A 21,390-nucleotide genomic window follows, 5' to 3' on the forward strand; every position below is an offset into this window, starting at 1 on the left:
GCTTCATTTTGCCAGATAAACTCCCGCCGGAGGCGCCCAACAGCACGCCACGGGTCGCGCGTCTGATCCTGAACCGGGTCGGGCGCGCAGTGCGTTTTGCGCAAACCCCGGTGACCGCCGCTGCTGTGGGTTGACGCACCGCCGCGCAATGCTTGAAACTCTGTGATACATGCTAGTTACATTTCTAGTCAATAAACGCAGCAAAGCTGCATCACCGCAAAGCATCCAGCGCCTGTGCTTGTGCTTCGTATCCGCCGCCCGAACCACAGGGGCAGCACCCGACCAGAGAGGAAGATCATGACGTTCTTAACCCGTACCGGCACCCCCTTACCCGCCGCCATTCACGCCTCTGCCGAAGCTGCCAAACGCGATCCGGTCAACCGACGCGAGTTTCTGGCCCTCGCCAGCGCCTTTGGGGCCACGGCGACAACCGCCTATGCGATGATCGGCATGGCAGCGCCCGCTCATGCGGCCGCGCATAAATCCGGCGGCACCGTACGGATGCAGATGGAGGTCCGCGCGTTGAAAGACCCGCGCACCTACGACTGGTCGCAGATCGCCAACATCACCCGTGGCTGGCTTGAATATCTCGCGATCTGGGAGAATGACGGCACCTTCACCCCCGCGTTGCTCGAAAGCTGGGAGATCAACGAAGACGCCACCGAATATGTGCTGAATGTGCGCAAAGGTGTCACGTGGAACGATGGCACGCCCTTCACCGCCAACGATGTGGCGCGCAACATCACGGGCTGGTGCGATAAATCGGTCGAGGGCAACTCGATGGCCGGGCGCTTTGCCACGCTGATCGACGAGGACTCCGGTCAGGCGATCGAAGGCGCGATCACCGTGGTGGATGACCATACGGTCAAGCTGTCGTTGCCCCGCCCCGACATCACCCTGATCCCCGGCATGGCCGATTATCCCGCCGCCATCGTCCCCGAAGGGTTTGATCCGGAAACCATGCTCGACAACCCTCTCGGCACCGGTGCCTACCTGCCCGAATCCGTCGAAGTCGGGATCAAGGCCGTGTTGGTCAAGAACCCCGACCACACGTGGTGGGGCACCGAGGTCTACGGCGGGCCCTATATCGACCGGCTGGAATACATCGACTACGGCACTGACCCTTCGGCCTTTGTCGCCGCTGCCGAAGCAGAAGAGATCGACGCCACCTATTCCATCGAGGGTGAATTCATCGACGTGTTCAGCACGCTGGACGGCTGGAACCAGAACGAAATCGCCACGGGTGCGACTATTGTGATACGCCCCAACCAACTGGCCGAGGTGGATGGCAAGACACCCTATGCCGATGCGCGTGTCCGCCGGGCGCTGGCTATGGCGGTCGACAACGCCGTGCTGCTTGAACTGGGCTATGCCGGTCGCGGGCTGGTCGCCGAAAACCACCACGTCGGCCCGATGCACCCCGAATATGCCGAGCTTCCCCCGCGCGAGGCGGACCCCGAAGGTGCCCGCGCGCTGATGGAAGAAGCCGGCATGGCCGACTACGAACACGAGCTGTTTTCCATCGACGACGCATGGCGCAAGGACACCACAGATGCCGTCGCCGCACAGTTGCGCGACGCTGGCATCAAGGTGAAACGCACGATCCTGCCGGGGTCGACCTTCTGGAACGACTGGACGAAATACCCCTTCTCCTCGACCAACTGGAACGCGCGTCCGCTGGGTGTGCAGATCTGGGCGCTGGCCTATCGTTCGGGCGAGGCGTGGAACGAATTTGGCTGGTCCAACCCCGAATTCGACGCCCTCCTGACCGAGGCCCTGTCGGTCGCCGATGTCGAAAAACGTCGCGCTCTGATGGCCAAGGGCGAAGCGCTGATCCAGAACGAAGGCGTCACGATCCAGCCTTACTGGCGCTCGCTTTATAACCACACCCGCGAAGGGCTGGTCGGGGCCGGTCACCACATCGGCTTTGAATACCACCCCGCGCGGATGGCCTGGACGTCGTAAACACCAGTTTGCCAATCCCGAAACGAAAGGGCCGCGTCAGACGCGGCCCTTTTTTCATGTCACAGCGCTGTGCCCTGTCAGGGCAGCAGGAACAGCGTGATCGCGGGGAACATCACCAGAATGATCACCCGCACGATGTCGGAGCCGACAAAATACATCACGGCCTTATAGGTCTCTGTCATCGGAGTTTCACGGTCCATCGAGTTGATGATGAACAGGTTCATCCCCACCGGTGGCGTGATCAGACCGACCTCGACCACGATCAGCACAAGGATGCCGAACCAGATCGCCAGATGCTCTGTGCTCATCCCGAAATCCATCGCCGAGATCACGGGGAAAAAGATCGGCACTGTCAGCAGGATCATCGACAGGCTGTCCATCAGGCAGCCGAAAACGAGGTAGAAGACAAGGATCACGACCAGCACGAACCACGGGCTATAGCCCTGCCCCAAGACCCAATCAGCCATGAATTGCGGCACGCCCGACAGGGCCAGAAAGCCGTTATAGAACCCCGCCCCCAGCACGATGAAAAAGATCATCCCCGTGGTTTTGGCCGTGCCCATCAGGCTTTCGCGCAAGACCGCCCAGTTCAGACTACCCGCCAGCAACGCCGCCAGACCGGTGCCCGCAGCGCCCACAGCCGCGCCTTCGGTCGGGGTGAACCACCCCAGATAGATGCCGCCCACGACGACGAAAAAGATCACCAGCACCGGCCATGTATTCGCCAGCGCCTTGAAGCGGTCCCCCATGGGCACCGCAGGGCGCACGCCCGCGGATTTGGGGTTCAGACGCACATAGATCGAGATCGTGATAACATAGCCGATGGCCGCCAGCACACCGGGCAGGAAGGCCGCCAGAAACAGCTTGGCGATATTCTGTTCTGTCAGGATCGCATAGATCACCAGAATGACCGACGGCGGGATCAGGATGCCCAATGTCCCCCCCGCGGCCAGTGTCGCGGTGGAAAACCCGCCGGAATAGCCATAGCGGCGCAGCTCGGGCAGCGCGACCTTCGACATGGTCGCCGCTGTCGCCAGCGAGCTGCCGCAGATCGCGCCAAAGCCCGCGCAGGCCCCCACGGCCGCCATCGCCACACCCCCGCGGCGATGCCCCAAAAAGCTCTCTGCCGCTTTGAACAGGGCTTGGCTCATCCCCGATAGGGTCGCGAATTGGCCCATCAGCAGGAACATGGGAATGATGCTCAGCGAATAGCTGGAAAACGTCGTGTAGGTCTCGGACTTGAGCTTTGACAGCAGCGGCGTGGGGTTGCCCCCCATCGCCAGATACCAGCCGCCAAACCCGCATAGCAGCATCGCCAGCCCGATAGGGGCGCGCAAAAAGATCATCAGCAGCAGCACCGGAAAGGACCAGAAGCCCAGTTCTAGGTTGGTCATCTTAGTGCGCCCCTTGTTCGCTGGGAAGAATATCGGTGCCGCGGATCGCCTCTAACACGCGGATCACGGCGCAATAGGCCGCCACAACGCAGGCAATCACGCCGGACGCAAAGCTGGCGGCATAGGCCCACCACACCGGAAATTGCAGGAACAATGTCGTCTCGCCATTGCCAAGATAGCGTTGCATCCCCTCGTAGAGACGCCAGATGATCAGCACGATCACCGCGGCCAGAACGACCTCCCAAAAGGCCATGATCCAACGGTTCACCCGCGCCGGCAGGAAAGAGGTAAACACATCCACCGTGGCATGGGCGCCGTAATACTGGCAGATCGGCAGGAACGAGAAGATGGCGAAGGCGACCCCCGCCTCGAGCAATTCATAATTGCCGTTGATCTCGCCGATGCCCATGTCAATCAGCCCCTGCGACAGGCCGGTCAGCTTCTCCTGAAAGAAGGGGCTATGCAGCATCTTGTTGACCGTGCGCCCGATGATAGAGGCCGTGGTCATCAGCACCAGCGCCATCAGCACCAGCCCTCCGATCACGGCGGTAAAGCGGGCAAGAAAATATATCAGCCGACGCATGGTTCTCTCAATCTTGTCTAGGTATTTTGGGGTGTATCAAGCAAGCAGGCCCGCGGCGCAGGAATGCACCGCGGGCCTGCTATCGTCGTCAGGAATTATTTGCCGTAGGCATCCATCAATTCACGCGCCTCATTGATCAGCGCCTGACCGTCGATGCCCTTGCTGTCCATATCGGCAATCCAGCTGTCGTAGATCGGCTGCGACGCATCGCGCCAGACCTGGGTCTCTTCTTCGTTCAGCTCGACGATGTTGTTGCCCAGATCAACCGCGACCTGACGCGCAGGGCCATCGGCATCCGCCTGTGTGCCCCCCGCAAAGACCGAGAATTCCAGACCGGAGTTTTCATCCAGAACCTTTTTCAGCTCGTCCGACAGCCCGTCATAGCGGTCCTTGTTCATCGCCAGCACGAAGGTCAGCGTATAAAGTGCGGCACCGTCAAATTCGGTGTGGTTCTTCACCAGTTCCGGCACTTTCAACGATGGCGTCACTTCCCACGGGATCGTGGTGCCGTCGATTACGCCCTTGGACAGACCTTCGGGAATCGCCGGAACCGGCATGCCCACTGGCGTCGCGCCGGTAATCTCGAGCAGCTGGTTCACCAGACGCGACCCGCCGCGAATCTTCAGACCCTGCATATCGTCGGGCGACCGCACTTCGGTGTTGGTGTGCAGCATGCCGGGGCCGTGAACCCATGTGCCCAGAATATGTACGTCCTTGAACTCGGTGTCTTTCATATGCTTTTCGAACATCTGCCAATAGGCAGAGCTCGCCGCGCGGGCGTCGGTGACCATAAAGGGCAGCTCGAACACTTCGGTCGTGGGATAGCGGCCAGGGGTATAGCCCACCACGGTCCAGACGATATCGGCCACACCGTCAATCGCCTGATCCATCAGCTCAGGTGGCTTCCCGCCAAGCTGCATGGAGGGGTAGCGTTCAATCTTGATCTTGTTGTCGCTGGCGGCTTCGACCTTATCGGCCCAGACATCCAGAATAAGTTTGGGCACATTGGCCTGTGGCGGCAGGAACTGGTGCATGCGCAGGGTAACCTCTTGCGCCATCGCGCCGGTCGCGCTCATGCCAACGGCAAGGGCCGCACCCGCGATCCCCATCAGGGTTCTTCTCATCATCATTCTAATCTCCCGTGTTCAGTCAAAACGGACCGCTCTGTTGCCGAGCAGTTCCGAGCCTTTAGCTGAGTGACACTCTGACACCAGCGACAGGGGATTATCAATCACCTCCGGTACAAGCGGATGAAAAACACGCAGCTCGGGAACACGACACACGACGGGCCATGCTGAACAACAGCTAACCTACAAAAGTCATATCTGTGCGGGGGGGGGGGAGATGGTGGCGTTACCTGGATTTGAACCAGGGACCTAACGATTATGAGTCGTTCGCTCTAACCAACTGAGCTATAACGCCATCGGCGCTCCGAGTATGACAGGCTTCGGCCCCCGTCAAGAGCCAAAGCCAATCTTATTTGATTATTCGCCCTCGCGCACCGTATCAATCATGCGCTGCACGTTGTCAGGGTCGGCATCCGGCGTGATCCCGTGACCAAGGTTAAAAATATGCGGGCCCTTGGAAAAGGCTTTGACGATCTGCCGCGTCTCATCCACCAGCGCCTGCCCGCCGGTGACCATATGGGTCGATGCAAGGTTGCCCTGCACGCAACCGTCCACCTGCACATGTTTGGCCGCCCAATCCGCCGAGACGGAATTATCCAGCGCCACACAATCCACCCCCGTCGCCTTGGCGAACCCGATGTATTTATCGCCGGCCTCGCGCGGGAAACCGATGATCGGAATACCGGGATGGCGCTTCTTCAGCTCTTGCGTGATCTCGCGTGCAGGGGCCAGCGCGTATTTCTCGAAAGCATCGCCCGGCAGCGACCCCGCCCAGCTGTCAAAGATCTTCATCACCTCGGCGCCTGCGTCAATTTGCGCAGACATATATTCGATGGTCGCCTTGGTAATCAGGTCCAACAGCTTCTCGAACAGGGCGTTATCCTGGGTGCGCAGCAGATGCGCAGGCCCCTGATCCTTGGTCCCCTGCCCCGCGATCATATAGGTCGCCACAGTCCAGGGCGCACCGGCAAAGCCGATCAACGTCGTCTCGCGCGGCAGTTCACCGGCAAGGTTGCGCACCGTCTGATAGATCGGGTTCAACGTCTCGTGGATATCGCCCACGGGCCGCAGCTGGTCAAAATCCGCCTGTGTGGTGACCGTGGACAGGCGCGGCCCCTCGCCGGTGACAAACCACAAATCAGCGCCAAGTGCCTGCGGGACAAGCAAAATATCCGCAAAGAGGATCGCCGCATCAAACCCGTAACGACGGATCGGCTGCAAGGTGACCTCGGTCGCCAGCTCGGGGTTGTAGCACAAAGACAGGAAATCCCCCGCCTGCGCCCGCGTCGCCTTATACTCGGGCAGATAGCGCCCGGCCTGCCGCATCATCCAGATCGGCGGCACCGGCAGCGTCTCTCCGGCCAATGAACGCAGAATGGTTTTGCTTTGCGTGTCGGTCTGCGGCATCGGGGATTCCTACTCTTCAATGGTTTTGTCTTAGGTCAAGATGTAGCGCCGCGATGTCAAGGCAATGGCACCGCTTGTCAGATCAAATCCACACCCCTAAAGAAGAGCCATGACTGTGAACCTGCCCACCCCCGAAAACCCCATGCGCATCGGCACCCGCGGCTCGCCTCTGGCGATGGCTCAGGCCTATGAAACCCGCGCCCGTCTGGCCGCCGCCTTTGAAATCCCGCAGGCGGCGTTTGAAATCGTCGTGATCAAAGTCACCGGCGATGTCATTCAGGATCGCCCGCTCAAGGACATCGGCGGCAAGGGTCTGTTCACCCGCGAAATCGAAGAAGACCTGCTGGCGGGCAAAATCGACATCGCTGTGCATTCGATGAAAGACATGCCCACGATCCAGCCGGGGGGCCTGCTGCTTGATACCTACCTGCCGCGCGAAGACCCACGCGACGCCTTTGTCGCGCCCACCCTGTCGGCGCTGGACCAACTCGCCGAAGGCGCGGTTGTCGGCACCTCCAGCCTGCGCCGCCGTGCGCAGCTGCTGCACCAGCGTCCCGACCTGCAGGTCGTCGAATTCCGCGGCAATGTGCAGACGCGGCTGAAAAAGCTTGCCGATGGTGTGGCCGAATGTACCTTCCTCGCCGTGGCCGGTCTGAACCGTTTGGGCATGCAACACGTCCCCGCCACGCCGATCGACGATACGCTGATGCTGCCCGCGGTGGCGCAAGGGGCCATTGGCATCGAACGCCGCGCCGGTGACCTTGATACCGAAGCCATGCTCGCCGCGATCCACGACACCCCCACGGGCCAACGTCTGGCCGCCGAGCGCGCCTTTCTGCTCACGCTTGACGGATCGTGCGAGACACCGATTGCCGGGCTGGCCACGCTGGACGGCGACACGCTCCACCTGCGCGGCCAGGTCCTGCGCCCCGACGGGTCAGAGGCAATTGCCGGTGACCGCAGCGGCCCTGTTGCGCAAGGCGGTCAGATGGGCGTCGATCTGGCGCAGGACCTGCTGGCCCAGGCAGGGCCCGGCTTCTTCGACTGGCACGTCAAAGGATAACATCCAAAATAAATTCGCGCTCTGTTTGAAACTAAGCGCAGCATGGCCCCGTTGCTTCGGCATGATCACCAAATGATCACGATATAAACCGAGGAGAACACCATGACTTTCGCTAAAAAGATGATGACCGCAACCGCAGCTCTGGCCCTGACTGCTGGTGCGGCTTTCGCCGACGAGATGAAGAACCCCATGGTCGGTGGTGCTGAAATGTTCGCCGACAAGAACATCGTTGAAAACGCCGTGAACTCTGCCGACCACACCACATTGGTTGCTGCTGTGAAAGCTGCCGGTCTGGTTGATACCCTCGCAGGCGAAGGCCCCTTCACCGTGTTCGCCCCCACCAACGCCGGTTTCGACCGTCTTGAGCCAGGCACCGTCGAAATGCTGGTCAAGCCAGAGAACAAGGAGCGTCTGACCGAAATCCTGACCTGCCACGTGGTGGGCAAGGCCGTGATGGCTGACGCGCTGCAGGGCATGATCAAGGACGACGGCGGCGAGCACCCCGTGCCGACACTGGGCGGCTGCACGCTGCAAGCCTCCTACGCCGATGATGGCCGCGTGATTCTGACGGACGAGAACGGCAATACGGCCTTCATCGAAATCGCAGATGTCAAACAGTCCAACGGTGTGATCCACGTTATCGACGGCGTGATGCTACCAAAGCAATAAGCTGATACCAGTTTAGACGAAAAGGCCCCCGACCTGCACGGTCGGGGGCCTTTTTCATTCCAAATGGCAGCTATCCCGGGGGAGCCCGCAGGGCGGGGGCTGGCCCCCTAGATCCACTTCGCCAAAGGTGGCAGGCTCATGAGAACCGCATTGGCGTCATGGCCCGTTTCCAGCCCGAATTTCGTACCGCGGTCATAGACAAGGTTATATTCGGCATAAAGCCCGCGATGCACCAGCTGCGCTTCCTTGTCTGCCTCTGACCAGTCTTGCGTGATCCGCTTTTGCACCAGCGGCAGATAGGCGGGCAGGAAGGCGCGGCCGATATCCTGTGTCAGGGCAAAATCCGCCTCCCAATCGCCTGTCGCGTGATCATCCATAAAGATACCGCCGACCCCGCGCGCGCGGTGGCGGTGCGGGATATAGAAATACTCGTCCGCCCAGGCCTTCAGCCGCGGGTAGAGATCGCTGCCATGAGGGTCCAGATGCGCCTTTTGCACGGCGTGGAAATGCGCAGTGTCTTCGTCATATTCGATGCAGGGATTCAGATCCGACCCGCCACCGAACCAGCTGGCATGGGGGGTCCAGAACATGCGGGTGTTCATATGGACCGCCGGGGCATGCGGGTTCTGCATATGCGCGACCAGACTGATGCCCGACGCCCAGAACCGCGGGTCTTCGGCCATGCCGGGGATGCCCTTGCGCGCCGCCATCGCGACCTGCGCGCGCTCTCCCAGGGTGCCGAACACCGTAGAGACGTTGACGCCGACCTTTTCGAACACACGCCCGCCACGCATCACGCTCATCAGACCGCCGCCCGCGTCACTACCGTCGTCGCTGCTGCGTTTGGTCGGGGTCACCTCGAACGTGCCGGGCGCGGCATCCGACAGCGGGCCTTCGGCGTGGTCACGCTCCAGCGTTTCGAATGCCTCCACGATCTGGTCGCGCAAGCTGCGGAACCACTCAGCGGCGCGGGTCTTCTCCGCCTCGAAATCAACGGTCATGCGCAAAGCCTTTCGTTACTGCGTATTTTAGTGTGCCGGCGCGTCCACCGCGTCCAGCAAGGACCGCCCCCCGTCCACAACGATCACTTCGCCTGTCAGGAAACTGGAGCTGTCGGCGGCAAGATACTGGATCGTGTCGGCCAGCTCTGACGGCGATGCGATGCGCCCCAGCGGCGTGTGGTTGCGGATGTCGTCGCGCCACTCGCGGTTCTCGGCGCAGGACGCTTTCAGCGACCCGCTCATCACCGACCCGAAGGCCACGGCGTTCACCCGGATGCGATGCGGTGCCAGCGTCAGCGCCATCGACCGTGTCATCTGCTCAAGCGCGGCCGCCGCCATGGAATAGGCCATCAACTCGGGCCGTGTGTGCCGCGAGGTGGTCGAGCTGAGGTTGACGATGCTGCCCACGCTGCCGTCTTCCTTGCCCTCGGATTGTTTGATCATGCGTTTGGCGACCTGCTGCGTCAGCTGCATCGCGGTCATCACGTTTTCCTGCCACAGGGTTTCAACGCTGGTGTCATCATTGTCCAGCGCATCCGTCGGCAGGAACTGCCGCGAGGCATTGACCAACACGTCAACCTCGTCAAAGGCGTCAATGGTGGCAGAGACGAGGTTCGCAATCGTCAGCCGTTGCCGCAGATCGCCGGCGAAAAAGCGGATGTTGCCGTCGTCCTTGGCATCGCCCAGCTGTTCGACCAGCGCTTTCTCGTCGATGTCGGCACACATCACATTTGCGCCCTTGTCGGCGAATTGCCGGGCAATCGCCAAACCGATACCGTTCGCGGCCCCGGTGACGATGACGCTTTTGCCAGAGATTGAGAATGACATAAATCGTTCCTTAATCAGGCGCGGCCCGCCTATCGGCGTTTGCGCAAAGGCCGTGCCGCGTGAAACAGTTTGAACCGCGCATCGCCGCCGATTTCCTCGACATGGGCGAAACGGGTTTTCAGCTCTGCCTCATAGGGCAGATGACGGTTCGCGACCATCCACAGCTTGCCTTGCGGCGACAGGATGCGTGCTGCCGTGGCAACAAACGCCTGCCCGATCTGCGGTTCAGCCGCGCGACCGATGTGGAAGGGCGGGTTCATGATCACGCTGTCCATGCGGTGGGGCGGCTCCCAGCTTGTGGCATCCTCCCATGCAAAGGACGCGCGATCATCGGTGACATTGCGGCGCGCACATTCCAGCGCCATATGTCCCGCTTCAACAAGATAAAGGTTCTTGATGTCAGGCCGTGTCAGCGCGTGGGCCGACAAAAAGCCCCAACCGGCCCCCAGATCGGCAACCTCGGACCCGAGCTTCTCGGGCAAGGCGTCCACCAGCAACGCCGAGGCCAGATCGACACCATCGGCGGAAAAGACCCCCGGCGCGGTCCAGAACCCGCCTTCGGTCAGCTCCGGCCCCTGACGCCAGTCGGAAAAGAACTCCGCCGCCGGTTCCGAGATCCAGAACATCTTGCCGTGGGCCTTCGAGATCGGGCCCTGCACGGTCACACGGTCGCGCATCTCGCGCAGGATACTATCGGCACCGTCGGTCTTTTGCCCGTCGATCACAACGATCCCGTCGCAGACCTCGCAGGCGGCGGCGATCACGGCGCGGGCTTCGGCCTTGGCGCGTGGCAGGCAGACGATACAGGCCGCATAGCGGTCCTTGATGGTGCGCACGACATCATAGCCGCGCGCGGCCCATGCGTCATAATCCGGTTTGAAATCATGGATAATCTGCACGCGGTCTTTGTCCAAACCTGGCAAATCACTGTCACGGGGGGGCTGAAAGACGGCAATCGCCCCTTCAGCTGGCAACTCAAGACCACCGCCGTCAAGCGCCAGTTGCAGACGTGCATCAATCACGTGTTATTCTTCTTTTTCCATGGTGCATTGCAGCGGGTGCTGGTGACGCCGGGCGAAATCCATCACCTGCGCAACTTTGGTTTCCGCAATCTCGTGGCTGAACACGCCCACGACCGCCAGCCCTTTTTTATGCACGGTCAACATGATCTCGAAGGCTTGAGCATGGTTCAGCCCGAAGAAGCGTTCAAGCACGATCACCACAAATTCCATCGGGGTGAAATCGTCGTTCAACAGCATCACCTTGTACAAAGGCGGCCGCTTGGTCTTTGGTTTGGTCTTGGTCAACAGATCGGTTTCGTCGTCGTCCCGGTCTTTGCCCGCCATCATAAGATCATCAAGGCGCATTGCTGCTCCTGCCTGAGAAGTCGTTTCAAGTGAGTCGTGTAGGCGTCTATATAACCCTAAAGCAGAATTAGAAAAGAGGGCGCGCCAAAGATGGGCAATCCGCTAACGACCATCGGTTTTGATGCCGATGACACTTTATGGCACAACGAACGCTTCTTTGCTTTGACACAGGTCAAATTCGCGGAACTTCTTGCCGATTACACCGACCGCGACAGCCTGATGGACCGGCTGCTGGAGGCAGAGCGGCGCAACATCCCCCACTACGGCTTTGGCATCAAAGGGTTCACCCTCTCGATGATCGAAACCGCGATAGAGGTCACCGAGGGCCGCGTACCGGCCGATGTCATCTCCGAACTGCTGGCGGCGGGGCGGGATATGCTGGCCCATCCGGTCGAACTGCTGCCGGATGTGCGCGAAACCCTCGAAACCCTGCAAGACGACTATCGGCTGGTGCTGGTGACCAAGGGCGATCTGCTGGATCAGGAACGCAAGCTCGCTGAATCCGGGCTGCGTGATATGTTCACCGCGATTGAAATCGTGTCGGACAAGACCCCGCAAACCTACCAGCGCATCTTTGACACCCACGGCGACGGTCCGGCCCGCGGCATGATGATCGGGAACTCCATGAAATCGGACGTGGTGCCGATGATCCACGCGGGCGGGCATGGCGTCTATATCCCCCACGGCGTCACCTGGGCGCTGGAGCACGCCCCCGCCCCGAGTGATTCGCCCCGCTTCCACCAGATCACGCGCCTGTCCGAAGTGGCAGAACTGCTGCCCTGAACGCCGCTGTATTCTCGCCTTACCTTCGCTGCGTTGTCGCCCAACTCTTGCCACATTCCCGCCACAATCGCCCCTATAGTGGCGGAGTTTTGGGCATACGCTATATGTGCTGCGCGGAAATCGCCTCTTTTCCGGGCTGCACCACATCGAACGCCTTTATCGAAAACACGTCCTATGGTAACCTTACCTTAATAATAATGGTCAGTTGAAAAATCGACGGCCGAGGCAGAGCAAAGGCAGTTATGATGAGAGTGCGGCGTGTGCAGCCAGCCCGGTATGGGCTATTTATTCTTGCGGCTATATGGATCTTGCTGATCCTGCCGCTCAGCGCAATGGCGGCCCCCTATGCCGCCTATGTGATCGACGCCCGAACCGGCGAAGTGTTGCACTCCCGAAACGCGGATACCCGTCTGCACCCGGCCTCCCTCACCAAAATGATGACACTTTATATCGCATTCGAGGCGATTAAACGTGGTGAGATCTCGCTCGACAGCAAGGTCAAGATCACCAGCCACGCGGCGTCCGAACCGCCCAGCAAACTGGGGCTGAAATCGGGCCAGACCATCGCCCTGCGCTACCTGATCCGCGCCGCGGCCGTCAAATCTGCCAATGACGCCGCCACCGCCATCGGGGAAGCCATCGAAGGGTCCGAGGCCAAATTCGCCCGCCGCATGAACCGCACCGCCAAGGCGCTTGGCATGACCAACACCACCTTCAAGAACGCCCACGGCCTGACAGAATCCGGCCACATGTCGACCGCACATGACATGACCATCATGGGCCGCCACCTGCTGTATGATCACCCCGAATACTACAACCTGTTCTCGCGCATCACTGCCGATGCGGGCGTGCGCAAGGTCAGCCACACCAACCGTCGCTTCCTGTCGTCCTACAAAGGCGCCGACGGGATCAAGACCGGCTACACCCGCGCCGCTGGCTTCAACCTCACCGCCTCGGCCGAACGGGGCAATGAACGCATTATCGTGACCGTCTTCGGCGGCACCTCCACCAGCGCGCGGAACGCTAAAGTGGCCGAGCTGATGGATCTGGGCTTCCGCCGCGCCCCCTCCAGCGCGCCGCTGAAAAAACCCTCCAAACCCGCTTACGCCGATGTCGAAGATACGCCCGTCGCATCCGACGGGGCCGCAGGCAAGGTCATCCGCCTCGTGGGGGCCGTCACCACCTCCAAACGTCCCACATTGCGTCCGGGCCACCAGCCTCAGGTCGTGGTTGCCACCGCAGAGGTGCCCCAAGCGACCTCGCCGATCCTGAACTCGGACATCACCGCCGCGCTGAAAGAGGCGCAGAAAACCGCGCCGCCCGTCGTGGCAGAGGCCCCTGCCCCGACACCGGAACCCGCAGCAGAGGCGGAAACCCTGCTCGCCTCGGTCTCGGTCCGGCCCACGCTGCGCCCCTCGGCTGCCGCATCGCTGGTTGAAACCGCCGCGGTCAAACAGGTCACCCCCAAAGCGCCCCCAGCCCCCGAAGTCATCACCCGCGTGTCGACATCTGGTGGCCGTCACTGGGGCGTGAATGTGGGCCGCTATCCCAGCCGCTATGCCGCCGAGAAAGTGTTGCTGAAAACCGCATTGTCCGAAATCTCGACCCTCGACGGCAGCCTGCGCAAAGTCGTGCGTCGCCCGCAAGGGTTCGACGCCAACTTCCTTGGCATGACCCGCGAGACAGCCGATCTGGCCTGCCGCCGTCTGGTCGCCCGCAATGTGAACTGCTTTATGATCGGGCCAAGCTCTTAAGCTTGGCCTGCTCAGGTCGTCGCCTGTAGCAAGGTGCGCGTGTAGTCGGACTGCGGATTGTCATACAGCGTATCGACATCGCCGTATTCGACCACATCCCCCCGCTTCATCACCATCACCTTATGCGACATCGCGCGCACGACCTTCAGGTCGTGGCTGATGAACAGATAGGCCAGCCCGTATTTGCGCTGCAGATTGCGCAGCAGGTCCACGATCTGCACCTGCACGGTCATATCCAGCGCCGAGGTCGGCTCGTCCAGCACCAGCAGCTTGGGCCGCAGCACCATCGCCCGCGCAATCGCGATCCGCTGACGTTGCCCGCCGGAAAATTCGTGGGGATAGCGGTCCATCGTGGCCGGGTCCAAACCCACCTCGATCATCACATCGCGCACCAGTTCACGCGGATTGCGGTCGGGGTCCACCTTATGCACGCTCAGCCCTTCGGCGATGATCTGCATACAGGTCATCCGCGGCGACAGGCTGCCGAACGGATCCTGAAACACGATCTGCATATCCTTGCGCAACCGTCGCAACTGCCGCGTGGACCAACTGCGCACGTCCTGCCCCATAAAGCTGATCCCCCCTTCAGAGGAGATCAAGCGCATGATCGCCAGTGCCAGCGTCGTCTTGCCCGACCCGGATTCACCCACGATACCAAGGGTTTCCCCCGCGCGCACCGACAGCGACGCATCGTTTACCGCCTTCACGTGATCCACCGTCTTGCGCATGAACCCCTTCTGGATCGGGAACCAGACCTTCAGATGATCGGTGCTGGCGATCACCTCGGCATCGGGGGCAACCGGGTCCGGTCGGCCCGACGGCTCCGCCCCCAAAAGCTTGATCGTATAGGGGTGCTGCGGGTTGTCAAAAATCTCGTGCGTGGGGCCGTGTTCGACAATCTCGCCCTGTTTCATCACGCAGACGCGGTCGGCAATGCGGCGCACGATGCCCAGATCATGGGTGATGAACAGCAGACCCATGCCCTCGCTGTCTTTCAGCTCTTTCAGCAGGTCGAGTATCTGCGCTTGAATGGTCACGTCCAAGGCCGTGGTCGGCTCATCCGCGATCAACACATCGGGCTTGTTGGCCAGCGCCATCGCGATCATCACCCGTTGCCGTTGCCCACCCGACAGCTGATGCGGGTAGGCACCCAACCGGCTTTCCGCATCCACGATCCCGACCTTGTCCAGCAGTTCAAGGATACGCGCCCGCGCCTCGGCCCCTGCCACGCCCTGATGCAGCGCCAGCGATTCCGCCAGCTGCTTTTCGATCGTATGCAGCGGGTTCAGCGAGGTCATCGGCTCTTGAAAGATAAAGCTGATGTCATTGCCACGCACCTTGCGCAGCAGCTTGTCGCTCGCCCCGACCATCTGCTGCCCGTCGTACAGCACCGATCCCGACACCTCGGCACTGTCGCCCAACAGCGATACGGTGCTCAGCGCCGATACGGATTTACCCGAGCCGGACTCCCCCACCAGCGCCACGGTCTCCCCGCGCTGCACGGCAAAGCTCACGCCCTTGACCGCATGGGTCAACGCGCCTTCCTGACGGAAGGAGACGCGCAGGTCATCCACTTGCAGCACCGCGGCGTTCTGGGTCGAAGGCGTCATGAGAACGTCTTTCTCGGGTCAAAGGCGTCGCGGATCCCTTCAAAGATAAAGATCAGCAGCGACAGCATGATGGCAAAAGTGAAGAACGCGGTGAACGCCAGCCAGGGCGCTTGCAGGTTCTGCTTGGCTTGCAACGTCAGCTCGCCCAGGGACGGGGCCGACGACGGCAAGCCGAAGCCCAGAAAATCAAGGATCGCAAGCGTGCTGATCGTGCCGGTGATGATAAACGGCAGCATCGTCAGCATCGCGACCATCGCATTGGGCAGCATGTGGCGGAACATGATCGTCATATTTCCCACCCCAAGCGCGCGCGCCGCGCGCACATATTCAAGGTTCCGCGCGCGCAGGAATTCGGCCCGCACCACACCCACCAGCGATGTCCAACTGAACAGCACCAGCAAGAACACCAGCAGCCAGAAACTGCGCCCCAGAATGGCGAACATGATGATGATCACATAAAGCGACGGGGTCGAGGTCCAGATCTCGATCACGCGCTGGAAGATCAGATCCGTCCAGCCGCCAAAGAACCCCTGCACCGCCCCCGCGATGATCCCGATCAACGATGCCGCGCCCGTCACAATCAGGGTAAAGATGATCGACAGCCGGAAGCCATGAATGACCCGCGCCAGCACGTCACGTTTGGTGCCATCGGTGCCCAGCAGGTTCTGCCCGTTCGGCGGCAACGGAGCCGCGCCGGGCCGGTCCACGGCGGTGTCAAAGCTATAGGGGATGGGCGGCCAGATCGACCAGCCCGCCGCAATCGCCTCGCCCGCGACCTCGCCATCCTGCGCGTCCTCGATGATACCCTCGGGGTCGTCCAGACAGTCGATCAACCCGCCCGAGGCGATCAGACATTGCACTTCGGGGTCGCGGTACACCGCTTCGGTCAGGAAATCGCCGCCGAATTCGGTCTCGGGGTAGAACTTGAAGATCGGCATGTAATAGTCGCCGCGATAGTTCACGAGGATCGGTTTGTCGTTGGCCACGAATTCGGCAAACAGCGAGATGCCAAACAGGATCGCGAAAATCCAAAGGCTCCAATAGGCGCGGCGGTTACGGGTAAAGTTACGCCAGCGGCGTTGGTTCAGCGGGGATAGCGCCATGGGGTTCAGCCCTCGCGTTTTTCAAAGTCGATGCGCGGGTCGACGACCACATACATCAGGTCAGACAGGATACCGACCAGCAGACCGATAAGGCCAAAGATGAACAGCGTCCCGAAGACGATCGGATAATCCCGCGCAACCGCCGCCTCGAACCCCAGACGGCCCAGCCCATCAAGGCTAAAGATCGTCTCGATGATCAGCGAGCCGCCAAAGAACACACCGATAAACACCGCTGGAAAGCCCGCGATCACGATCAGCATCGCGTTGCGGAAGACGTGGCCGTACAACACCTTACGCTCTGACAGCCCCTTGGCCCGCGCCGTGACGACATATTGCTTCTTGATCTCGTCGAGAAAGCTGTTCTTGGTCAGCAAGGTCAGCGTCGCAAAGGCCGAGATGGTCGAGGCCAGCACCGGCAGCGTGATGTGCCAGAAGTAATCCGCGACCTTGCCCAAGGGGCTCAGCTGGTCAAAGTTATCCGAAGTCAGCCCCCGCAGCGGAAATATCTGCCAGTAGGACCCGCCCGCGAACAGCACCAGCAGCAGGATCGCGAACAGAAAGCCCGGGATCGCATAGGCGGCGATAATCGCGCCCGATGTCCATGTATCAAAGGCCGTGCCATCCTTGACCGCCTTGCGGATGCCAAGGGGGATCGACACCAGATAGGCAATCAACGTGGACCACAGCCCCAGCGTGATCGACACGGGCAGCTTTTCCTTGATCAACTCGATCACGCTGATCGACCGGAAGTAGCTGTCGCCGAAATCGAACCGCATGTAATTCCACAGCATGTTCACGAACCGCTCTACCGGCGGTTTGTCAAAGCCGAACTCTTTCTCAAGCTCGGCGATGAATTCGGGCGGCAGGCCCCGTGCGCCAACGTAATTCTCGTTGCCGCCGGTATCTGCGGCATTCCCCGCATCCGATCCCCCGCCAGAGAACCCTTCGAACACGTCACCACCGCCCTGAATGCGCGCGATCGCCTGCTCAACAGGGCCACCCGGCACAAACTGCACCAGTGCAAAGTTGATCAGCATGATCCCAAGCAACGTCGGTATGATCAGCAACAGCCGTCGAAGAATATATGCGCCCATGGCCGGCGTTTACCTCAGTGCGCCTGCAGCGCGCAAGGCGTCTGCTTTATCGGCATTGTACCACCAGAAATCGAGGTAACCCAAAGCGTAAGGCGGCTGCGTTTCGGGGTGTTCGTACTGGTCGTAATAGGCGGTCCAGAAACTGTCGTTATACCAGGTCGGGATCATGAAAAATTCATAGCGCAGCGCCCGATCCAGCGCCATCAGGCTGGCGTCCTCTTCCTCTTTCGTGTCGGCCGCCAGCGACGCGGTCACAATCGCATCCACCAACGGGCTGGCAAGCCCTGCAGGGTTGAACAGCGAATAGGCCGCCGCCTCTGACCCATAGCGTTGTTCCAGCCCGGTGCCTGTGCCCAGAAACGCCCCATAGCTGTCATAGACCATGTCGTAATCGCGGTCCCGTTCGCGGGCCGTGTATTGGGAACTGTCGACTTTCTCGAGCACGGCATCAATGCCCATGTTCTGCAAATTCGACATAAAGTTTTCAATCACCGCCGACAGCGTCGCCGACCCCGAGGAGTTCAGCAAGAACCGCAACTGCAAGGGTTTGCCCTGCGCATTATAGCGTTTGCCGTCATCGCCCACGGCCCAACCGGCCTCGTCCAGCAGCTTCATTGCGCGGCGCAGGTTGCGACGGTCCGACAGGCGGCTCGCATCCGACGTATGCGGCATGACCGCGTCTTGCGTCAGCAGTTCGGGCGGCACGACATCGCCAAGGTTTTCCAGCAGCGCCAGTTCCGCCCCTTGGGGTGCGCCCGTGGCCATCAGCGGTGTGTCCTGCGTAAACGACGCCCGCTGTTTGAACAGCCCGTATTGTAGTGATTCATTGGTCCATTCAAAGTTGAACCCCAGGGCCACGGCCTCGCGCACGCGCTTATCCTGCAAGACCTCGCGGCCAAGGTTGAACACGATGCCCGAGGGCGTGGGGGGCGACCCGTCGGGGATATCCTCTTTGACCACCTGCCCCGCGGTCACCTTGGGGAAGTCATAGGACGACGCCCATTGTTTCGAACTGCCCTCGGTGCGGAAGGTATATTCACCCGCCTTGAAGGCCTCGAACGCGGAATTCTCGTCACCGAAGTATTCAACGCGGATTTTATCGAAATTGTTGCGGCCCACGTTGAACGGAAGGTCCTTGCCCCAGTAATCGGGGTTGCGCTTGTAGACGATGCGACGGTTCACATCGATGCTGTCGATCATATAGGGGCCGGACCCGGGCGAGGTTTCCAGCCGCGATTCGTCGAGCCGCGCGCCGGTTTCCTCGTACCATTTTTTCGACCACGCCGGCACGCCGCCGACCTGTTCGATCAGGCTGCGCCGGGACACGCCGGGGCTGAAATAGAACTTGATGGTGTAATCGTCGATCACCTCGACCTTGGGGATCAGCTTGCGCACTGCATCGGCATAGGATTTCAGCCCCTGATCCAGCAGCAGGTTGTGGCTAAAGGCGATGTCATGGGCCGTCACCGGATCACCGGTCGAGAATTTCGCGTCCTTGCGCATGTGGAACACCACCCAATCCTTGCTCTCGGGGTATTCAAGGCTCTCGCACAGCAGGCAATAGGCTTCGCCGTAAACATCGGCGGGCACGATCTCTCCACCGACGCCCTCGCCAAGCAGGCTTTCATACATCACCGTGCTCAACGCGCCGCCGCGGCCCTTGCGCGAATAGGGGTTCATCGAATCAAACGTCCCGAGGGTCGAGATCGAAATCTCGCCGCCTTTGGGGGCGTCGGGGTTCACATAGTCGAAATGGGTGTAATCGGCGGGGTATTTCAGATCGCCGTAAAAGGAATAGCCATGCGCGGTGATGATCTTGTCACTGCTCTGCGCAGCGTCTTCTTGCCCCCAAGCAGCACCGCCCAGCATCGCGGCCCCGAAAACAAGCAAGGCCGCACCAGCGACGCGCAGCATGGGGGTTTGCGATTGTGTGTCAGCACGGGCATGGGTCCGGGGCATCGGGCGTATCCTTTATAACAACAGGCGATAGACAAGGGTCGTCGCGGCAGATCACTGCCGGATACACGCTAACGGCCCGACCGCCCAAGTTACAAGTTGCGAATATGTTACCTGACTGAAAACAGGGCACTTCACAGCAAAAGGCCGCCCACGAGGGGGCGGCCTTGCAATCGGGATATGGGGTGGATCAGTTGTCCAGGCTGTCGAGATAGGCGATCACATTCGCCCGGTCTTCGATCTTGGGCAGACCCGCGAAACCCATCGTAGTGCCTGGCGCGAAACCCGCAGGCTTGGTCAGGAAGGCGTTCAGGTTCTCGGGGGTCCATGTCTCAGCCGATTTCTCAAGCGCGCCGGAGTAGGACGCATACCCGTCAGCGGAATCAACCGGACGCCCGACAACACCGTAGAGGTAGGGACCAACCGCATTCGCACCATCTTCAACCTTGTGACAGGCGGAACATTTGCGGAAAACCTTTTCACCCTTGGCCGGATCAGCGGCCGCCATGATCTCGGCGAAATCGACTTCTTCAGCGGGCTCACCGCCACCAGAGGCGTCTGCCACTTCAATGACATAGCCTTGTTCGCCATACGCTTCGGCATGATAAAGCTCTTCGCCCGCGAATTTGCCAAGCAGAAGGACAAGCCAAGCGCCAAACAGGCCGGCAGCGATTTTGGTAACGGTCATTGTATCGAACATGCGTGAAGGTCCATCGTTGGTATTCGGGCATCGTATTGCAGGCGTATCTATTGCTTTCCCTTCTTCGGGGCAAGGTGTAGTTACCGCGACCAAACGCCATAGTTGGCAACGGCTTGAAGAAGGATGCCCCTGATGACCAGTAAAACCGCGCCGCGCATCGCTTTTCAAGGTGCTTTGGGGGCCTATAGCCATGAAGCCTGCCTGCAAGCCCGCCCCGACATGATCCCGGTGCCCTGCATGACCTTCGAAGGGGTGATCCGCGCCGTGCGCGAAGGCCGCGCCGATCTGGCGATGCTGCCGGTCGAAAACTCGACCTACGGGCGGGTTGCGGACATCCACCGGCTGTTGCCGCAAAGCGGGCTGCGCATCATTGCAGAGGCGTTCGTGCGCGTGCGCATCAGCCTGATGGCCCATGACGGCGTGAAGCTCGAAGACATCAAACACGTGCGCGCGCATATGGTGCTGATCCCGCAGGCGCGCAGCTGGCTGGACGCCCATGGCATCACCTCAGAGGCAGCGGCAGACAGCGCGGGGGCTGCGGCGGATCTTGCGGTGTCGGAGGAACGCGATGTCGGCGTGCTGGCAAGCGAGGTCGCGGCGGATATTCACGGGCTCAAGGTGCTGGCCCGCGACATCGAGGATCTGGACCATAACACCACCCGCTTTTTGCTGATGTCGCCCGAGCTGGACCAGACCCGCCGTGCGGAAAACATGCTGACCACCTTTGTCTTTCAGGTGCGCAACATCCCGGCAGCACTTTACAAGGCCATGGGCGGTTTCGCGACCAATGGCGTCAACATGACCAAGCTGGAAAGCTACATGGCGGGCGGGTCGTTCACGGCGACACAGTTCTATGCCGATATCGAAGGCCACCCCGAAGACCCCGCCGTCGCCCGCGCGCTGGAGGAGTTGGCGCATTTCACCAACTTCATCGACATTCTGGGCGTCTACCCCGCGCATCCCGACCGTCACGGCCAGTAAGTGCG

General features: G+C 60.8%; 19 protein-coding genes and 1 tRNA gene. 6 read left to right on the top strand and 14 right to left on the bottom strand.

Annotated elements, in window-relative coordinates:
* The first annotated feature begins 297 nt into the window (after nucleotides 1-297).
* A complete protein-coding gene (locus B4F27_RS17155) occupies nucleotides 298-1,965 on the top strand; it encodes an ABC transporter substrate-binding protein (RefSeq protein WP_286760260.1) in 1,668 nt (555 codons plus the stop codon).
* 77 nt (nucleotides 1,966-2,042) lie between these two features.
* On the opposite strand, the gene B4F27_RS17160 is transcribed toward B4F27_RS17155, so the two are convergent.
* From B4F27_RS17160 to hemE, 5 genes are all read right to left on the bottom strand, one after another.
* Complete coding sequence (locus B4F27_RS17160; protein WP_286760261.1) at nucleotides 2,043-3,359, bottom strand: TRAP transporter large permease; 1,317 nt, start codon at nucleotides 3,357-3,359, stop codon at nucleotides 2,043-2,045.
* A 1-nt stretch (nucleotide 3,360) separates the two neighbouring features.
* Nucleotides 3,361-3,942: a TRAP transporter small permease gene (locus B4F27_RS17165; protein ID WP_286760262.1), complete on the bottom strand. Its 582-nt coding sequence runs from the start codon at nucleotides 3,940-3,942 to the stop codon at nucleotides 3,361-3,363.
* Between the two features lie 95 nt (nucleotides 3,943-4,037).
* A complete protein-coding gene (locus B4F27_RS17170) occupies nucleotides 4,038-5,072 on the bottom strand; it encodes a TRAP transporter substrate-binding protein (RefSeq protein ID WP_037941222.1) in 1,035 nt (344 codons plus the stop codon).
* Between the two features lie 215 nt (nucleotides 5,073-5,287).
* Nucleotides 5,288-5,364: transfer RNA gene (locus B4F27_RS17175), tRNA-Met, on the bottom strand.
* A gap of 62 nt (nucleotides 5,365-5,426) precedes the next feature.
* Nucleotides 5,427-6,476, bottom strand: coding sequence for a uroporphyrinogen decarboxylase (gene hemE, locus B4F27_RS17180; protein ID WP_005850013.1), 1,050 nt, complete (start codon nucleotides 6,474-6,476; stop codon nucleotides 5,427-5,429).
* Between the two features lie 109 nt (nucleotides 6,477-6,585).
* Between hemE and hemC the strand changes: the two genes are divergently transcribed.
* A complete protein-coding gene (gene hemC, locus B4F27_RS17185) occupies nucleotides 6,586-7,539 on the top strand; it encodes a hydroxymethylbilane synthase (RefSeq protein ID WP_286760263.1) in 954 nt (317 codons plus the stop codon).
* A 102-nt stretch (nucleotides 7,540-7,641) separates the two neighbouring features.
* Nucleotides 7,642-8,208 (top strand): fasciclin domain-containing protein, encoded by a 567-nt coding sequence (locus B4F27_RS17190; protein WP_037953936.1) that lies wholly within the window; start codon nucleotides 7,642-7,644, stop codon nucleotides 8,206-8,208.
* 107 nt (nucleotides 8,209-8,315) lie between these two features.
* Here the strand turns inward: B4F27_RS17190 and hemF are convergent, their stop codons facing one another.
* From hemF to clpS, 4 genes are read right to left on the bottom strand one after another with little or no spacing between them, the layout of a single operon-like run.
* A complete protein-coding gene (hemF, locus tag B4F27_RS17195) occupies nucleotides 8,316-9,209 on the bottom strand; it encodes an oxygen-dependent coproporphyrinogen oxidase (RefSeq protein WP_005850020.1) in 894 nt (297 codons plus the stop codon).
* A gap of 27 nt (nucleotides 9,210-9,236) precedes the next feature.
* Entirely contained in the window at nucleotides 9,237-10,037 is an 801-nt protein-coding gene (locus B4F27_RS17200) for an SDR family NAD(P)-dependent oxidoreductase (protein WP_009825372.1), read from the bottom strand.
* Between the two features lie 29 nt (nucleotides 10,038-10,066).
* On the bottom strand, nucleotides 10,067-11,059 hold the full coding sequence (locus tag B4F27_RS17205; RefSeq protein ID WP_286760264.1) for a class I SAM-dependent methyltransferase: 993 nt from the start codon (nucleotides 11,057-11,059) through the stop codon (nucleotides 10,067-10,069).
* Between the two features lie 3 nt (nucleotides 11,060-11,062).
* Complete coding sequence (gene clpS / locus B4F27_RS17210; RefSeq protein WP_005850026.1) at nucleotides 11,063-11,404, bottom strand: ATP-dependent Clp protease adapter ClpS; 342 nt, start codon at nucleotides 11,402-11,404, stop codon at nucleotides 11,063-11,065.
* A 90-nt stretch (nucleotides 11,405-11,494) separates the two neighbouring features.
* Here clpS and B4F27_RS17215 point away from each other — a divergent pair, with 90 nt between their 5' ends.
* Together B4F27_RS17215 and B4F27_RS17220 are read left to right on the top strand one after the other, a co-directional pair.
* Complete coding sequence (locus tag B4F27_RS17215) at nucleotides 11,495-12,187, top strand: HAD family hydrolase (protein WP_037966822.1); 693 nt, start codon at nucleotides 11,495-11,497, stop codon at nucleotides 12,185-12,187.
* A gap of 245 nt (nucleotides 12,188-12,432) precedes the next feature.
* Nucleotides 12,433-13,941: a D-alanyl-D-alanine carboxypeptidase family protein gene (locus B4F27_RS17220; RefSeq protein WP_037941210.1), complete on the top strand. Its 1,509-nt coding sequence runs from the start codon at nucleotides 12,433-12,435 to the stop codon at nucleotides 13,939-13,941.
* 11 nt (nucleotides 13,942-13,952) lie between these two features.
* Here the strand turns inward: B4F27_RS17220 and B4F27_RS17225 are convergent, their stop codons facing one another.
* The 5 genes from B4F27_RS17225 to B4F27_RS17245 form a co-directional block, all read right to left on the bottom strand.
* On the bottom strand, nucleotides 13,953-15,551 hold the full coding sequence (locus B4F27_RS17225) for an ABC transporter ATP-binding protein (protein ID WP_009825375.1): 1,599 nt from the start codon (nucleotides 15,549-15,551) through the stop codon (nucleotides 13,953-13,955).
* Nucleotides 15,548-16,654, bottom strand: a complete 1,107-nt coding sequence (locus B4F27_RS17230) for an ABC transporter permease (RefSeq protein ID WP_064215881.1) — start codon at nucleotides 16,652-16,654, stop codon at nucleotides 15,548-15,550. The genes B4F27_RS17225 and B4F27_RS17230 overlap by 4 nt, the downstream gene beginning before the upstream one ends.
* A gap of 5 nt (nucleotides 16,655-16,659) precedes the next feature.
* A complete protein-coding gene (locus tag B4F27_RS17235) occupies nucleotides 16,660-17,748 on the bottom strand; it encodes a microcin C ABC transporter permease YejB (RefSeq protein WP_005850034.1) in 1,089 nt (362 codons plus the stop codon).
* A gap of 9 nt (nucleotides 17,749-17,757) precedes the next feature.
* Complete coding sequence (locus B4F27_RS17240; protein WP_286760265.1) at nucleotides 17,758-19,707, bottom strand: extracellular solute-binding protein; 1,950 nt, start codon at nucleotides 19,705-19,707, stop codon at nucleotides 17,758-17,760.
* A gap of 187 nt (nucleotides 19,708-19,894) precedes the next feature.
* Nucleotides 19,895-20,404 carry a c-type cytochrome gene (locus B4F27_RS17245; protein ID WP_074637260.1) on the bottom strand — a complete coding sequence of 170 codons (510 nt, stop codon included), beginning with the start codon at nucleotides 20,402-20,404 and terminating at the stop codon, nucleotides 19,895-19,897.
* 132 nt (nucleotides 20,405-20,536) lie between these two features.
* Here B4F27_RS17245 and B4F27_RS17250 point away from each other — a divergent pair, with 132 nt between their 5' ends.
* Complete coding sequence (locus tag B4F27_RS17250; protein ID WP_037941199.1) at nucleotides 20,537-21,385, top strand: prephenate dehydratase; 849 nt, start codon at nucleotides 20,537-20,539, stop codon at nucleotides 21,383-21,385.
* The last annotated feature ends 5 nt before the right edge of the window (nucleotides 21,386-21,390 follow it).

Origin of the sequence: Sulfitobacter sp. UBA1132 (assembly GCF_002311545.1) — a bacterium.
GTDB lineage: Bacteria > Pseudomonadota > Alphaproteobacteria > Rhodobacterales > Rhodobacteraceae > Sulfitobacter > Sulfitobacter pontiacus.

Bases quoted from the DNA above. Each gene is read 5' to 3' on its own strand.
- B4F27_RS17155 (WP_286760260.1), top strand. From the start codon at position 298: ATGACGTTCTTAACCCGTACCGGCACCCCCTTACCCGCCGCCATTCAC.
- B4F27_RS17160 (WP_286760261.1), bottom strand. From the start codon at position 3,359: ATGACCAACCTAGAACTGGGCTTCTGGTCCTTTCCGGTGCTGCTGCTG.
- B4F27_RS17165 (WP_286760262.1), bottom strand. From the start codon at position 3,942: ATGCGTCGGCTGATATATTTTCTTGCCCGCTTTACCGCCGTGATCGGA.
- B4F27_RS17170 (WP_037941222.1), bottom strand. From the start codon at position 5,072: ATGATGATGAGAAGAACCCTGATGGGGATCGCGGGTGCGGCCCTTGCC.
- hemE (WP_005850013.1), bottom strand. From the start codon at position 6,476: ATGCCGCAGACCGACACGCAAAGCAAAACCATTCTGCGTTCATTGGCC.
- hemC (WP_286760263.1), top strand. From the start codon at position 6,586: ATGACTGTGAACCTGCCCACCCCCGAAAACCCCATGCGCATCGGCACC.
- B4F27_RS17190 (WP_037953936.1), top strand. From the start codon at position 7,642: ATGACTTTCGCTAAAAAGATGATGACCGCAACCGCAGCTCTGGCCCTG.
- hemF (WP_005850020.1), bottom strand. From the start codon at position 9,209: ATGACCGTTGATTTCGAGGCGGAGAAGACCCGCGCCGCTGAGTGGTTC.
- B4F27_RS17200 (WP_009825372.1), bottom strand. From the start codon at position 10,037: ATGTCATTCTCAATCTCTGGCAAAAGCGTCATCGTCACCGGGGCCGCG.
- clpS (WP_005850026.1), bottom strand. From the start codon at position 11,404: ATGCGCCTTGATGATCTTATGATGGCGGGCAAAGACCGGGACGACGAC.
- B4F27_RS17215 (WP_037966822.1), top strand. From the start codon at position 11,495: ATGGGCAATCCGCTAACGACCATCGGTTTTGATGCCGATGACACTTTA.
- B4F27_RS17220 (WP_037941210.1), top strand. From the start codon at position 12,433: ATGAGAGTGCGGCGTGTGCAGCCAGCCCGGTATGGGCTATTTATTCTT.
- B4F27_RS17225 (WP_009825375.1), bottom strand. From the start codon at position 15,551: ATGACGCCTTCGACCCAGAACGCCGCGGTGCTGCAAGTGGATGACCTG.
- B4F27_RS17230 (WP_064215881.1), bottom strand. From the start codon at position 16,654: ATGGCGCTATCCCCGCTGAACCAACGCCGCTGGCGTAACTTTACCCGT.
- B4F27_RS17235 (WP_005850034.1), bottom strand. From the start codon at position 17,748: ATGGGCGCATATATTCTTCGACGGCTGTTGCTGATCATACCGACGTTG.
- B4F27_RS17240 (WP_286760265.1), bottom strand. From the start codon at position 19,707: ATGCCCCGGACCCATGCCCGTGCTGACACACAATCGCAAACCCCCATG.
- B4F27_RS17245 (WP_074637260.1), bottom strand. From the start codon at position 20,404: ATGTTCGATACAATGACCGTTACCAAAATCGCTGCCGGCCTGTTTGGC.
- B4F27_RS17250 (WP_037941199.1), top strand. From the start codon at position 20,537: ATGACCAGTAAAACCGCGCCGCGCATCGCTTTTCAAGGTGCTTTGGGG.